The organism is Mycolicibacterium agri, from assembly GCF_002553505.1.
In the GTDB taxonomy this organism is placed as follows: domain Bacteria; phylum Actinomycetota; class Actinomycetes; order Mycobacteriales; family Mycobacteriaceae; genus Mycobacterium; species Mycobacterium agri.
On record NZ_PDCP01000009.1, the window covers coordinates 49,574 to 62,831 of the forward strand.

General features: G+C 65.4%; 15 protein-coding genes. 4 read left to right on the forward strand and 11 right to left on the reverse strand.

Going from position 1 to position 13,258, the window contains the following annotated elements:
* Positions 1 to 11 precede the first annotated feature (11 nt).
* The 7 genes from CQY20_RS06950 to prfB are packed head-to-tail and all read right to left on the reverse strand — an operon-like array spanning position 12 to position 5,522.
* Complete coding sequence (locus CQY20_RS06950; protein WP_097939342.1) at positions 12 to 857, reverse strand: EamA family transporter; 846 nt, start codon at positions 855 to 857, stop codon at positions 12 to 14.
* Positions 854 to 1,348 (reverse strand): SsrA-binding protein SmpB, encoded by a 495-nt coding sequence (gene smpB / locus CQY20_RS06955; RefSeq protein WP_097939343.1) that lies wholly within the window; start codon positions 1,346 to 1,348, stop codon positions 854 to 856. Before smpB ends, CQY20_RS06950 begins: the two co-directional genes overlap by 4 nt.
* A gap of 2 nt (positions 1,349 to 1,350) precedes the next feature.
* Positions 1,351 to 2,247 carry a permease-like cell division protein FtsX gene (gene ftsX, locus CQY20_RS06960; protein WP_097939344.1) on the reverse strand — a complete coding sequence of 299 codons (897 nt, stop codon included), beginning with the start codon at positions 2,245 to 2,247 and terminating at the stop codon, positions 1,351 to 1,353.
* On the reverse strand, positions 2,247 to 2,936 hold the full coding sequence (ftsE, locus tag CQY20_RS06965) for a cell division ATP-binding protein FtsE (RefSeq protein ID WP_097939345.1): 690 nt from the start codon (positions 2,934 to 2,936) through the stop codon (positions 2,247 to 2,249). Before ftsE ends, ftsX begins: the two co-directional genes overlap by 1 nt.
* A gap of 45 nt (positions 2,937 to 2,981) precedes the next feature.
* Positions 2,982 to 3,452: an Rv3103c family proline-rich protein gene (locus CQY20_RS06970; RefSeq protein WP_097939346.1), complete on the reverse strand. Its 471-nt coding sequence runs from the start codon at positions 3,450 to 3,452 to the stop codon at positions 2,982 to 2,984.
* A complete protein-coding gene (locus tag CQY20_RS06975) occupies positions 3,449 to 4,426 on the reverse strand; it encodes a mechanosensitive ion channel family protein (RefSeq protein WP_097939347.1) in 978 nt (325 codons plus the stop codon). The genes CQY20_RS06970 and CQY20_RS06975 overlap by 4 nt, the downstream gene beginning before the upstream one ends.
* A complete protein-coding gene (prfB, locus tag CQY20_RS06980; protein ID WP_097939348.1) occupies positions 4,413 to 5,522 on the reverse strand; it encodes a peptide chain release factor 2 in 1,110 nt (369 codons plus the stop codon). The genes CQY20_RS06975 and prfB overlap by 14 nt, the downstream gene beginning before the upstream one ends.
* Positions 5,523 to 5,681: 159 nt before the next feature.
* On the opposite strand from prfB, the gene CQY20_RS06985 reads away from it, so the two are divergent.
* A complete protein-coding gene (locus tag CQY20_RS06985) occupies positions 5,682 to 7,058 on the forward strand; it encodes an FAD-dependent oxidoreductase (RefSeq protein WP_097939349.1) in 1,377 nt (458 codons plus the stop codon).
* 103 nt (positions 7,059 to 7,161) lie between these two features.
* Here the strand turns inward: CQY20_RS06985 and CQY20_RS06990 are convergent, their stop codons facing one another.
* The 3 genes from CQY20_RS06990 to CQY20_RS07000 all read right to left on the reverse strand — a co-directional run bounded on the left by CQY20_RS06990 (position 7,162) and on the right by CQY20_RS07000 (position 9,592).
* Entirely contained in the window at positions 7,162 to 7,980 is an 819-nt protein-coding gene (locus CQY20_RS06990; RefSeq protein ID WP_163700506.1) for an integrase core domain-containing protein, read from the reverse strand.
* Positions 7,981 to 8,108: 128 nt separating this feature from the next.
* A complete protein-coding gene (locus CQY20_RS06995; RefSeq protein ID WP_097939351.1) occupies positions 8,109 to 8,453 on the reverse strand; it encodes a transposase in 345 nt (114 codons plus the stop codon).
* A gap of 107 nt (positions 8,454 to 8,560) precedes the next feature.
* The gene (locus tag CQY20_RS07000; protein WP_097939352.1) at positions 8,561 to 9,592 is read right to left on the reverse strand and encodes an NAD(P)-dependent alcohol dehydrogenase; all 1,032 of its coding nucleotides are present in this window, start codon (positions 9,590 to 9,592) and stop codon (positions 8,561 to 8,563) included.
* Between the two features lie 223 nt (positions 9,593 to 9,815).
* Between CQY20_RS07000 and CQY20_RS07005 the strand changes: the two genes are divergently transcribed.
* Together CQY20_RS07005 and CQY20_RS07010 are read left to right on the forward strand one after the other, a co-directional pair.
* On the forward strand, positions 9,816 to 10,556 hold the full coding sequence (locus CQY20_RS07005; protein WP_097939353.1) for a hypothetical protein: 741 nt from the start codon (positions 9,816 to 9,818) through the stop codon (positions 10,554 to 10,556).
* Positions 10,557 to 10,560: 4 nt separating this feature from the next.
* A complete protein-coding gene (locus CQY20_RS07010) occupies positions 10,561 to 11,409 on the forward strand; it encodes an FAD-dependent oxidoreductase (RefSeq protein ID WP_097939354.1) in 849 nt (282 codons plus the stop codon).
* A gap of 1 nt (position 11,410) precedes the next feature.
* Here the strand turns inward: CQY20_RS07010 and CQY20_RS07015 are convergent, their stop codons facing one another.
* A complete protein-coding gene (locus CQY20_RS07015) occupies positions 11,411 to 11,824 on the reverse strand; it encodes an Rv2576c family protein (RefSeq protein WP_097939415.1) in 414 nt (137 codons plus the stop codon).
* A gap of 163 nt (positions 11,825 to 11,987) precedes the next feature.
* On the opposite strand from CQY20_RS07015, the gene urtA reads away from it, so the two are divergent.
* Positions 11,988 to 13,253, forward strand: a complete 1,266-nt coding sequence (gene urtA / locus CQY20_RS07020; protein WP_097939355.1) for an urea ABC transporter substrate-binding protein — start codon at positions 11,988 to 11,990, stop codon at positions 13,251 to 13,253.
* Positions 13,254 to 13,258 lie beyond the last annotated feature (5 nt).

Here is a 13,258-nt window from a genome sequence, read left to right on the forward strand (position 1 = left end):
GGGGGTGACGGTTATCCCGCGGCGATCATCGCCACTGCGGTCAGGGCGAGCACCATGCCGACCGCTTGCCAGCGCGTCACTCGCTCCCGCAGCACCACGATCGCGAGCAACACCGTGGCCGCCGGATACAGCGACATCAACACACCGGCCAGCGACAGCAGCGAGGCGTGCAGCGCCAACAGCATCGCGACATTCGACCCGACGTCGAGCGCCGCGGCGAGCAAGGCCAGCCGCAGCGGTGTCCCGCGCGGCGGCGACAGGTTGGCCGTGATGACCGCGGCCAGGAGCACCAGCGCGGTGGCGGCCACCCGTGCGAACACCAGCGGCCACAGCCCCGCGTCGGGTGGCGCCTGCGCGATCAGCACGAAGTTCATCCCGAAAGCGATCCCGGTGCCGACCGTCAGCCACGCGACCTTCTTGGTGAACCGATGCGGGGTGACGTCCTCATCGGTGGTTTCTCGGCTGACCAGCACCACGGCCGCCAGCGCAATTACGACGCCGACGAGGGCGATCGCGGCGGGGCGCTCTCCCAACGCCAGACCGACCCCGACGGGTAGCGCCGCGACCAGCACCGCCGTCAACGGCGACACCACCGATATCGGGCCGGACCCCAGCGCTGCGTAGAACCACCACACGCCGAACCCCTGCGAGATCCCGCACAGCGCACCCCAGAAGACCGCGCCGCCCGAGATGTCGCCGCCGACAAGGCTCGCCAGCCCTAACAACAGCACCAGCGCGACCGGATAGGACACCAGCACCACCCGGAGCGCGGGCACCCGTCGCGACGCGATGCCGCCGACGAAGTCGCTGATGCCGTAACCCGCAGCCGAGGCCAGCGCCAGGGCGATCCCGATCAGGTCATGCCCTTGGCGCGTCGACCCAATTCACGAGCCACCTCGCGCTGCGCGTCGCGCCGCGCGATGTCTTGGCGTTTGTCGTGGGCCTGCTTGCCGCGGGCCAGCGCCAGTTCGACCTTGACCTTGCCGTCGGTGAAGTACAGCGACAACGGAACGAGCGTCAGGTTGCCGTCGCGGATCTTGCCCGTGAGCATGTCAATCTGCTTGCGGTGCAACAACAGTTTGCGGTTGCGCCGCGGAGCGTGATTGGTCCAGGTGCCGTGGTGATACTCGGGGATGTGCAGGTTTCGCAGCCACACCTCGCCGTCGTCGACGGTCGCGAACGCGTCGGTCAGTGAGGCCTGTCCCTCGCGCAGGCTCTTCACCTCGGTGCCCACCAGCGCGATACCGGCCTCGAAGGTCTCCAGAATCGAGTAATTGTGCCGCGCCCTGCGATTGGTCGCGATCACGCGATTGTTGCTTGACCTTGTCGGGTCGGCTTTCTTGGCCATGGCTATCTTCGAACGTAAAGACGCAGGGTCACATAAGCGGTGATGCCCGCCATCGTCAGGCCGAGGAACAGCATCCAGGGCGCGCTGTAGTACAGCACATCAGCGTAGTCGACCTTGGCGATCAGATTGGCTTCATAGAACTGGTTGAGCGCGTTCTCCAAGAACAGTGCCCGCACCGCGATCAGGCCGATGATCGCGATGACCACACCGATCAAGGCGGCCAGCATGGCCTCGACGAGGAACGGCAACTGCGTGTACCAGCGGCTCGCGCCGACGAGTCGCATGATGCCGATCTCGGTTCGGCGGGTGTAGGCGGTGACTTGAACCATGTTGGCGATCAACAGGACTGCGCCAACCGCCTGGACGAGAGCGATCGCGAATGCTGCGTTGGACATTCCGTCGAGGACCGCGAAAAGCCGGTCGATCAAGTCTTTCTGGTTGAGCACGTTACGCACTCCGGGTTGCCCCGCGATGGCGTCGTCGAATTCCACGTGCTGCTCGGGATCCTCCAGCTTGACGATGAATGACGCGGGGAAAGCGTCCTTGCTTGCGACGTCTTTGAATTGCGGGATCTTCTGGATCGCGTCCTGGTAGGCCTCGTCGCGGTTGAGGAAGCGCACCGAGCGCACGTCGTCGCGGTCCTCGATCATTGTGCGCAGCGCCTTGCACGGGTCGGCGTCGCAGTTGGGGTCGTTGGCCGAGACGTCGTTGGTCAAGAACACCTGGCTCTCGACGCGGTCGAGGTAGATGTGGCGTGACTGGTCGGCCAACCGCACGACCAGCAGACCACCGCCGAACAATCCGATCGAGATCGCGGTGGTCAAGATCATCGCGATCGTCATGGTGACGTTGCGACGAAAGCCGGTCCAGACCTCGTTGAGCAGGAAGCCGAAGCGCACTAGCGATCCATTCCGTAGATGCCGCGCTGCTCATCGCGAACGAGCCGGCCCAGGCTGAGCTCGACGACGCGCTGGCGCATCGAGTCGACGATGTGATGGTCGTGCGTGGCCATCAGCACCGTCGTCCCGGTGCGATTGATGCGCTCGAGCAAATCCATGATGTCCTTACTGGTTTCGGGATCGAGATTCCCCGTCGGCTCGTCGGCCAACAGCACCAGCGGCCGATTGACGAATGCGCGGGCGATCGCCACGCGCTGCTGCTCGCCGCCGGACAGCTCTGCCGGCAGCCGGTTCGCCTTGCCCGACAGCCCCACCATCTCAAGCACATCGGGCACGACGCGGTTGATCACGTCGCGCCGCTTGCCGATCACCTCGAGCGCGAAAGCGACATTCTCGAAGACGGTCTTCTGCTGCAGCAGCCGAAAGTCCTGGAAAACGCACCCGATGACCTGCCGCAAGCTCGGGATGTGACGGCCCGGCAGCTTGTTGACGTGGAACTTGGAGACGCGGATGTCGCCCGCGGTCGGATGCTCCTCGGCCAGCAGCAGACGCATGAACGTCGACTTGCCCGAACCGGAGGGGCCGATGAGAAAGACGAACTCGCCCTTGTCGATCTTGACCGACACATTGTCCAGCGCGGGTCGAGCCGAGGACTTGTACTGCTTGCTGACACGGTCAAGGGCGATCATCACGGCACGCCAGTGTAGCGGTGAGACACGGTAGGGCCTGTCTGGCTATCTCGGGGCCTCCGGCGAGGGTGGGACCACTCCCGGCAGCGGCGAAGTCGGCGGAGTCTCGGTCGGCGGCACGTTGGGGTCTGTCTCCGGCACCTGCATCAGCGTCTGCGGCGGCAGCGGTCCGATGCCGTCAGGGTCGATCACCGTCGTCGATGGGGGCGGCACATCGGTGGGACTCGTGGTGGTCTCTGACGGCGGTGTCGTCGTCGTGGTTGTGGTCGTCGTGGTGATCGTCGTCCTGGTCGTGGTGTTCGTCGGTTCCCTGGGTCGGCGGACCTGCGTGCGCGGCACCCAGGTGTAGTTGGGGTCCGGGACGAAGCCGGGCGGGACGACCGCGGGGGCGGGCGGTTCGGGCGCCGGCTCCGGCGGGAACGTCTGCTGCACCCAGAACAACACCATGAACGCGATGGCCAGCACGGCGGTGGACACCCTGATGCGGCCGAGCTTGGCGCGAAACCACGACCTCACTGCTTCTGCTCCGCGGGTCGCTGGATTCCGTCGTCCTCCGCGGGAGTTTCAGCCGGGTGCGGCAGTGCGGCAACGACCGGCGCATTTCCGTCGTGCGCGACGATGCCTGCACGGCGAAGCTCCCGCACCACGAGCACTCGGATCCGCCGGCCGACCTCGTACTGCTTGCCCGGCAACGTGCGCGCCACCATGCGCAAGTTCACCGTGTCCAATTCGATGCTCTCCACGCCCATCAGCTGCGGCGCGTCGAGCAGCAGATCCTTGAGCGCATGGTCGTCCGTCGCGCTTTCCGCCACACCGTGCAGCACGTCGTTGACCACGTTGAGATCGGCCGTCGCCGGCACAGGAATGTCGACGACGGCGCGCGCCCAGTCCTTGGACAGGTTGGTGGACTTGATGATCAGGCCGTTGGGGATCGTGAACACCTCACCCTCGGAGGATCGAAGCTTGGTCACGCGCAGCGTCACTTCCTCAACCGTGCCTGTCGCATCGTCGACGCCGACCATGGAAAGCGTCACCAGATCGCCGAAACCGTACTGCTTTTCGGTGATGATGAAAAAGCCGGCCAGCAGGTCCTGGACGATCTTCTGCGCGCCGAAACCGAGCGCGGCGCCCAACACCGCGGCAGGCGCCACCAGCGACCCGATGGGAATGGCGAGGGTGTCGGTGATTTGCACCCCCACCACGACGAACAGCAATGCCACCGACACCCACGACACCACCGAGGCCACCGCCTGCCGGTGCTTGGTGCTTTCGGAACGGACCAGCTGATCGCTTTCGCGGTATTGCTCATCGAGCTGCCGGACGACCTTCTGGGCCGCCCAGTTGATGAATCGGGCCGCCAACAGGCCGCCGATCAAAAGCAGAGCTATCGGCACGCCGCGGCCGAGGATCCACACGCCAATGTCGCCGTGCCAGAAGTTCTTCCAGCCGTTGGCGAAATCCAGAGCCTGGACTGTGCTACTTGTCGTCATTTTGTGTGTTGCGCCATCGGATTCCTGCCTCGAGGAATCCGTCGATGTCACCATCGAGTACCGCGGCGGGGTTGCCGACTTCGTAGTCGGTGCGCAGGTCCTTCACCATCTGGTAGGGATGCAGTACATACGAACGCATCTGGTTGCCCCACGAGCTGCCGCCGTCACCCTTCAGCGCATCCAACTCGGCTCGCTCTTCTAAACGCTTGCGCTCCAGCAATTTTGCCTGAAGAACGCGCATCGCCGACATCTTGTTCTGCAACTGGGACTTCTCGTTCTGACAGGTCACCACGATGCCGGTCGGGATGTGGGTCAGCCGAACCGCTGAATCGGTGGTGTTGACCGACTGCCCGCCGGGTCCGCTGGAGCGGTACACGTCGACGCGCACATCGCTTTCTGGAATCTCGATGTGGTCGGTGGTCTCGACGACGGGAAGCACTTCGACTTCGGCGAACGACGTCTGGCGCCGGCTCTGGTTGTCGAAGGGGCTGATTCGGACCAGGCGGTGGGTGCCCTGCTCCACCGACAACGTGCCGTAGGCGTAAGGGGCGTGCACCACGAAGGTGGCGCTCTTGATGCCCGCTTCCTCGGCGTAGGACGTGTCGAAAATCTCGACGGGATAGTTGTGCTTTTCCGCCCAGCGGATGTACATCCGCATCAGCATCTCGGCCCAGTCGGCGGCATCCACACCGCCGGCCCCGGAGCGGATGTTGACCAACGCCTCGCGCTCGTCGTACTCGCCGGACAGCAGCGTGCGGACCTCCATGGCCTCGATGTCCTCGCGCAGCTGTTTGAGCTCGGCGTCGGCCTCGGCCAGCTCCTCGCTGCCGCCTTCCTCGGCGGCCAACTCGTAGAGCACCGGCAGATCGTCGAGGCGCTGCCGAAGTTCCTCCACGCGGCGCAGTTCGCCCTGGGCATGCGACAGCTCACTCGTGACGCGCTGCGCGCGCGCCTGGTCGTCCCAGAGGTTCGGGTCGGATGCCTCGTGTTCCAACTTTTCGATGCGGCTGCGCAGCCCGTCCACGTCAAGCACCCGCTCCACCGTCGTCAGGGTGGCGTCGAGGGCGGCGATATCGGCTTGACGGTCAGGATCCACGGAAGTTCAGGTTACCGGCGACACAGTTCTCCCTGACCAGCGGCAGCCGCGGAGGTTCGCGTTCTAGCATCAGGTTCTAGCATCAGTTGGGGGAACCAGCTTGGCGACAGATGCGACAGCCCCTTGCCCGTCGCCGAGCAGCGACAGTAAGGCAAACATATGCCCCAAAGACGCCCGTACCACGTAGCGATCGTCGGCGCAGGACCCTCCGGGTACTTCGCTGCCGCGTCACTGCTGAAGTTCGCCGACAGCGACGACGAAGCCGACGTGCGGGTCGACATGCTCGAGATGCTCCCGACACCGTGGGGGCTGGTCCGCTCGGGCGTGGCGCCGGACCACCCGAAGATCAAGTCGATCAGCGCGCAGTTCGAAAAGACAGCGCTCGATCCCCGTTTTCGGTTCTTCGGCAACGTCGCCGTCGGTGAACATGTGCAGCCCGCCGAGCTGGCCGAGCGCTACGACGCGGTGATCTATGCCGTCGGCGCACAGTCCGACCGCCCGCTGAACATCCCCGGTGAGGATCTGCCGGGCAGCATCGCCGCGGTCGATTTCGTCGGCTGGTACAACGCGCATCCGCACTACGGCGAGATCACGCCGGACCTCTCCACCGGGCGGGCTGTGGTGGTCGGAAACGGCAACGTCGCGCTCGACGTGGCGCGCATCCTGGTCACCGATCCCGATGTGCTGGCAACCACCGACATCGCCGACCACGCGCTGCAGGCGTTGCACGACCGCGGTGTCGAGGAAGTCCTCATCATCGGCAGGCGCGGGCCGTTGCAGGCCCCCTTCACCACCCTGGAGCTGCGCGAGCTCGGCCACCTGGAAGGCCTCGCCGACGTCGATGTGATCGTCGACCCCGCTGATTTCGCCGACATCACCGACGAGGATCTGGAGGCCGCGTCCAAGACCGTCCGCAACAACATCAAGGTGTTGCGCGGCTACGCCGAGCGGCCGCCCAAGGGCGCCAGTCGCCGCATCGTGTTCCGGTTCTGCACGTCCCCGATCGAGATCAAGGGTGCCGGCAAGGTCGAGTCGATCGTGCTGGGCCGCAACGAGTTGGTCAGCGACGAAAGCGGCAGAGTGGTCGCCAAGGACACCGGCGAGCGCGAGGAGATCCCGGCGCAGTTGGTGGTACGCGCGGTCGGTTACCGCGGTGTGGCGACGCCGGGCCTGCCGTTCGACGACCGCAGCGGCACCATCCCGCACCGCGCCGGCCGGGTCGAAGGCAGCCGCAACGAATACGTCGTCGGGTGGATCAAGCGCGGGCCGACGGGCGTGATCGGCAGCAACAAGAGCGACTCGCAGGAGACCGTCGACACGCTGGTCGCCGACCTTCGCAATGCCACGCTGGCCGACTTCGGCGAAAACCACGCCGAGGAGCTGGCCGAGTGGCTGGTGTCGCGCCAACCGAAGGTCGTCACCGACGATCACTGGAAGCTGATCGACGAACACGAACGCAAGACCGGCGGCGCGGGCGGCAGGCCGCGCGTGAAGCTGACGAGTGTGGCGGAGCTGTTGCGGATCGCACACGGCTGATGACGAAAGCGGCGCGCAGCGCCGATGAGGAATCAGCCACAACAAACCGAGCTGATGACGAAGCGGCGCGGACCAAGATTTGTCGGTGGGCCTCTGTCTTGAGTCAAGAAGTTGGCAGGGTTTCGTGGGTAATGGGGTGAAAGTAGGCCTGCTTTGGGGTGCGGTCATTGAGGGCCTGGTGCGGTCTGATGGTGTTGTAGATGATCCGGAAGCGGTGAGCTTCCATGTCGAGGGCGTCACCGTCGCCGATGTAGCCGCGGAAGAGGTGTTCGTATTTGAGCGTCTCGAAGAACCGCTCGATGACGCCGTTGGTTTGTGGGGACTTGATGCGTGTGCGGATGTGGCGCAGGAGAGGGTCTGGGCCGGTGAATAGCGTCCGGAAATCTTTCCCGCGGTAACAGGGGCCGTTGTCGGACACGATGGCGATGGGTGCAGGCGTTTGGCCGATGACGTTGTCGTCGGCGTCGAGGACGTCCATTTCACCGCGGTCGAGGCGTAGGTCGGCCAGGTTCAGGACTGCGGTCGCCTCTTCGACGGCCAGTCTCACGCAGTGCGCGGCGTCGCGGCCACGGCTGGTGGGTGTGACCGTGATGGCCAGGCAGTATTTGGTGACGTAGTCGATGACCGCGCTGATCCGCCAGATCCCGCCGTGGGCGGTTTCGAACTCGGAGAAGTCGGTCTGCCATACCCGGTTGCGCTCTGTCGGCGGATCATGAAAAACGCGTCGCCGCAACGCCGCCCATGACTTTCGGTCGGCTCGGAAGCCTTGCGGCAGCAGCAGTCCCCGACGCCGTAATGCTCGTTGTACCGAGGAGTTGGTGACCTCGTGGCCATCGGCGCGCATCAAGGCCGCGATCTTGCGGTAGCCCCAGGCCGGCCATTCTTCGGCATATTTGACCGCCAAGTCTTCGATGCGGTCCACAACCGGAGCTGGCCATGGGCCCTTCGGCGGATCACCGGCTCGCATCCGAGCCAGCCGGCGCCGGTAGGTCCGCTCCGGGATACCGGCTAGACACGCGAACCTCGAAACCGGCAGACCCGCCGCCTCTCTCAGGATTTCGAGGTCTTGGAAGGGACCTGGTCGGCCAAAGCGGCGCCGCGTTGCCAGATCCGCAGCTGCACGGTCGCTTCGGCCAGCGCGAGTTTGAGCTGTTCGTTCTCCAGCTGCAGCCGCCGCTGCTCGGGGCTGCCCTTCGTGCCGGCAGGGCCACTGGGTACTTCCTGTAGCCGCTCGGCCCCGGCCTCGAGGAACTGATGCTTCCACTTGGTCACCTGTACTGCCGACACCCCACACCGCCGCGCGGCTTCAGCACCAGACATCTCCCCAGCCAGTACAGCCAGCACCAAGCGGGTCTTCTCCTCGGCGGGAATCTTCGTTCGACGCGATCTGACCATCCCTCACTCAACCTCCTCAACATCGGCCGCGTTGTGGATAACGCGACCCTGTCAAAAAGTTTGAGTCAGTGGACATACCTCAATTCGAACGGACGTTCGAAGCGATGTCAAGCACCAGGGCGCACGATTGACTTGAGGCTGGCGGGATCGGAGTCACTGTTCAGCGCGTCGGCGACATGCTCGAGGTCGAAGCGGCCGGTGACCAGCGAGTCCAGGTCCACGGCCCCAGATGTCACGAGGTGGATCGCGGCCGGCCACGTGTCCGTGTAGCGGAACACGCCGGTCACGATCAGCTCCATGTTCTGGATGTAGGACACCGGCAGCGTGTAGTTGTCGGCACCCATCCCGACAAGCACCACCCGGCCCGCGGGTGCGACCGCCTTGATGCCGCTGACCACGGCGGGCGGCGCGCCGCTGGCGTCGACGAACGCGTCGACCTTCGGATCGAGGGCCGCGATGTCGACCGCGGCCGGGTCGAGGACCTCGGTGGCGCCGAACTCGGCCACCCGCTCGCGCCGCGCGGCGACCGGATCCGATACCACGATGCGGCTGGCGCCGAACGCCCGCGCGGTCTGCGCGCAGATGACGCCGATCGGCCCGGCTCCGGCGATGAGCACGCTCGACCCGGGCGCAACGGCGGCCTTGCGCATCGCGGCGATCGCGACCGACAGCGGTTCCAGCAGCGCCGCGGCCTCATCGGACATGGAATCCGGCACCGGATGGGCCATCTCGGCGTCGATCGTGACGTAGCGGCACAGCGCCCCGTCGACCGGCGGCGTCGCGAAGAACCGCATGTGCGGGCAGAGGTTGTAGCGGCCCGCCATGCACTGCCGACACCGCCGGCAGGGATGCTGCGGTTCAATCGCGACCCGCTGGCCGACGCGGGTGGGTTCGACCGCCGCACCGACCGCAGCGATCCGGCCGGACAACTCGTGGCCGAGAATCAGCGGCGCGGTGACGACGTAATCGCCGATCCGGCCGTGCCGGTAGTAATGCACATCGGAGCCGCACACCCCGACGGCGGCCACCTCGACCAGCACCTCGTGCGGTGCCGGCGTGGGTACTGGACGGTCTTCGACGGCCAGGCTGCCCACCTCTGTCAACACACTGGCCCGCATCGTTTCAGGCGTACCGCGCATACCGCGATCATGCCGTGGGCCGGACACGCGGGCCAGAGGGGCTCTACGAGATGTGCTCAGCAACGTTCAAATATTTAGCTTAGATCATTATCAATTGGATTTTTGTCACTTCACTAGCACTATCTAGTTTCCCTTGTTAGATTGCTAGATCTGCATCAGATTGTCGATTTTTGACAGAGGCCGAAGCGGTATCTGGTCGAACACCGGCTCGATGGGAGGCGCGATGACGGTCGTCGAACTGCCCTACACGTCCGCCCCCGAGGGCATCGACGGCTTCCCCGTGAGCTGGTGGGATCCCGACGCCGAGTGCACCGTGGTGATTGCTCGACCGTCGGACGACCGCGGTTTGTGGCGCGAGTACCTGGCCGGCGCCCAGCGTAGCTACGCAAAGATCGGCGCGAGCCAGGCGATCGACGTCGACGCGACCCGCCTCTTGCGTGACACGACGCTGTTCTGGTCGATGCTCGACCGCAAGGGAAAGGTGGTCGGCGGCATCCGCGCCATCGGCCCACTCACCTCACCCGACCAGACACACGCGGTCGACGAGTGGGCGGGCCAGCCCAGCCAGCCGCTGGTTCGCAAGATGATCGCCGACCGCATCCCGTTCGGCGTCGTCGAAATGAAGACCGCGTGGGTGACCACCGACGGCGACCGCAACCGTCGCCTCACCGCATCGCTGGCCCGCACCGGCTGTCAGGTGCTCGCCGCGCTCGACGTGCAATTCGGCATGGCCACCTGCGCACAGCACGTTCTTGCGCGCTGGCGCTCGTCGGGTGGCGTCGTGGCACCGATCCGATCCACGCCGTATCCGGACGAACGCTTCCGAACCAAATTGATGTGGTGGGACCGCCGCACCGTCGCCAATCTCGCCACACCTGACCAGACCGCCAAGATCGTCGCCGAGATGGAAAACATCCACGCACGACTGAATGAAGTGAGCCGCTATGTCCGCGTTGGGAGTTGAGGTTATGTTCACCGAGACACAGTGGGATCACGAGGTCGACGTGCTCTGTGTCGGAGCCGAGGACGGCGTGCTGGCGACGGCACTGGTCGCGGCGAACGCCGATCGCGATGCGTACCTGGCCGTCACGCAACCGGTCGCAGGCAACGACGTAGGCTCCCGACTCGGATACCGGGGCGGCGACGGCCAGACCACCAGGCACCTCGCGGGATTCGACTACGCCTTCGGCTTCGGCGGCCCTGCTCAAGCGCTGTGGCCGGTACGCGCCGCCGAAACCATCGCGCCGCCGGCGAAAACCACCCGCGGCGCCATCGAACCTTTCTTCGGCGCGGCGCTCGAGCAGTGGGCGCATCGCTGCGCAGCGGCGCCGAGTGGCCTCATCTACGACCGCGTCGGCAGCAGGCACATGGCGCCGATGCGCAGCACCGCCCGCGCCGAGAAGGTCGAGGCGGCGGTCGTCGGCACGATCGAACTGAGCCCGTCGCTGCCCGCGCTCTCGTTGACCGGCTGGCTCCGGTCACGCGGCGAAGAGGCTGATCTTCGGCCGCGCACCGGCGTTCGATTGTGCAAGCTGATCTTCGAGGAAGACGCACCCGTGGGCGCGCTGCTCGAGACGGACAGCGGTCTGCGTGCCGTGCGGGCACGCGAGAACTTGGTCATCGCCTTCGGCGGCGCCACGGCCGACTGCGCGCATCCGCTCGTCAGCGCCACCGCACCCGTGACTGTGCGCGTATGCCTGGTCAGCAAGGCGGCCAGCCGTTTCGGGGAGCTCGAACTGATCACCGCGGCGGGCGACGACAACCGCCTGTTGTTCGTCGACGCGCCTGGGGTCGAGCTGGCTGCGGCCAGCGCCTAGATCACCAGTTGCTCAGCTGGCACCGCGCCGTATAGGGCCCGTCGTTCTGCACGACGACCTGGCCGTCAACCGCGATCTCGCAGTGGGCATTCGGGGCTGCCTGCCCGCCGTGCGCGGCTGCGCTCGCATCGATGGTGGCCCACTGCGGGTCCTCCAGCGTCGTTTCGAACACCCACGGCTGGGCGGTGCTCACCTGCTCCTTCTTCAGGTAGGCGTACGGATCGCCGTTGTACGCCTCCTTGCTCGGCGGTTGAGCAACCAGATAGTTCACGTTGAACGTCACGCCGGTCCCCGACGTGAGGGTGTATCGGACATTGGGAGCGGCGGGCTCAGCGTTCGCCGTTGCATGCGCCACCGCAACTGACGCAACTGCCAACATCAACGCCGCCCCGACCCTGGTTGTCGCTGTTCGCATGCCAGTCACATCGCCCGACGGTACCGGACCGTTACAGGAGTCAACAATCGCGGTCCACCGGCGCATTAATTTGTTCGTCACACACAGTCATTTCGGAGAAACACCGGCGCTCTAACGTCCCGAAACGACGCTTAGGCCCTGTTAGCAAAACGAAAGGCTGTGCATGCGACATCAACGACGTTCCTCGCTGAGACGGGCGGCGCTGGCCGCGGGAAGCGTGGCGGCCACCACCACCCTGCTGCTGACTGGGTGCGGCAGCAAGGCAACCGAGACCGACGCGGCAAACGCCGAGTCATGCGTCGACACATCGGGTCCGACGATCAAGGTGGGAGCGTTGAACTCGCTGTCGGGGACCATGGCGATCTCCGAGGTCACCGTGCGTCACGCGATCGACCTCGCCGTGGAACAGATCAACAGCGACGGCGGCGTGCTGGGCAAGCAGATCGAGCTCGTCGGCGAGGACGGAGCCTCCGAGCCAACCGTTTTCGCGGAGAAGGCCGAGAAGCTGATCAGCAGCGACTGCGTTGCCGCGGTGTTCGGCGGGTGGACCTCGTCGAGTCGCAAGGCGATGCTGCCGGTATTCGAGAGCGCGAACTCGCTGCTGTATTACCCCGTGCAGTATGAGGGGCTCGAGTCGTCGAAGAACATCTTCTACACCGGAGCCACCACCAACCAGCAGATCGTGCCCGCGCTCGACTATCTCAAGCAGAAGGGCATCAAATCGCTGTATCTGGTGGGCAGCGACTACGTCTTCCCGCAGACCGCCAACCGCATAATCAAGGCCTACGCCGACGCCAACGGCATCGAGATCAAGGGTGAGGACTACACGCCGCTCGGCTCGACCGACTTCTCCACGATCGTCAACAAGGTCCGCACCGCAGGCGCCGACGCCGTGTTCAACACCCTCAATGGCGATTCCAACGTCGCGTTCTTCCGCGAGTACCGCAACGTCGGCCTGACGCCGCAGACCATGCCGGTGGTGTCGGTGTCGATCGCCGAGGAGGAGGTCGGCGGCATCGGTGTGCAGAACATCACCGGCCAACTCACCGCGTGGAACTACTACGAGACTGTCGACAACCCGGTCAACAAGGCGTTCGTCAAGGCGTACAAGGACAAGTTTGGCGCGAACAAGCCGACGTCGGACCCGATGGAGGCCGCCTACGTCTCCGTGTATCTGTGGAAGAACACCGTCGAGAAAGCGAAGTCGTTCGACGTCAAGGCGATTCAAGACAACGCAGGCGGCGTGACGTTCGACGCCCCCGAGGGTCAGGTGACCATCGACGGCGAGAACCACCACATCACCAAGACCGCCCGCATCGGCGAGATCCGTCCTGACGGATTGATCTACACGATCTGGGAGTCGCCGGGGCCGATCGAGCCGGACCCATACCTGAAGTCCTACCCGTGGGCCGCCGGGCTCAACAGCTGACCCCG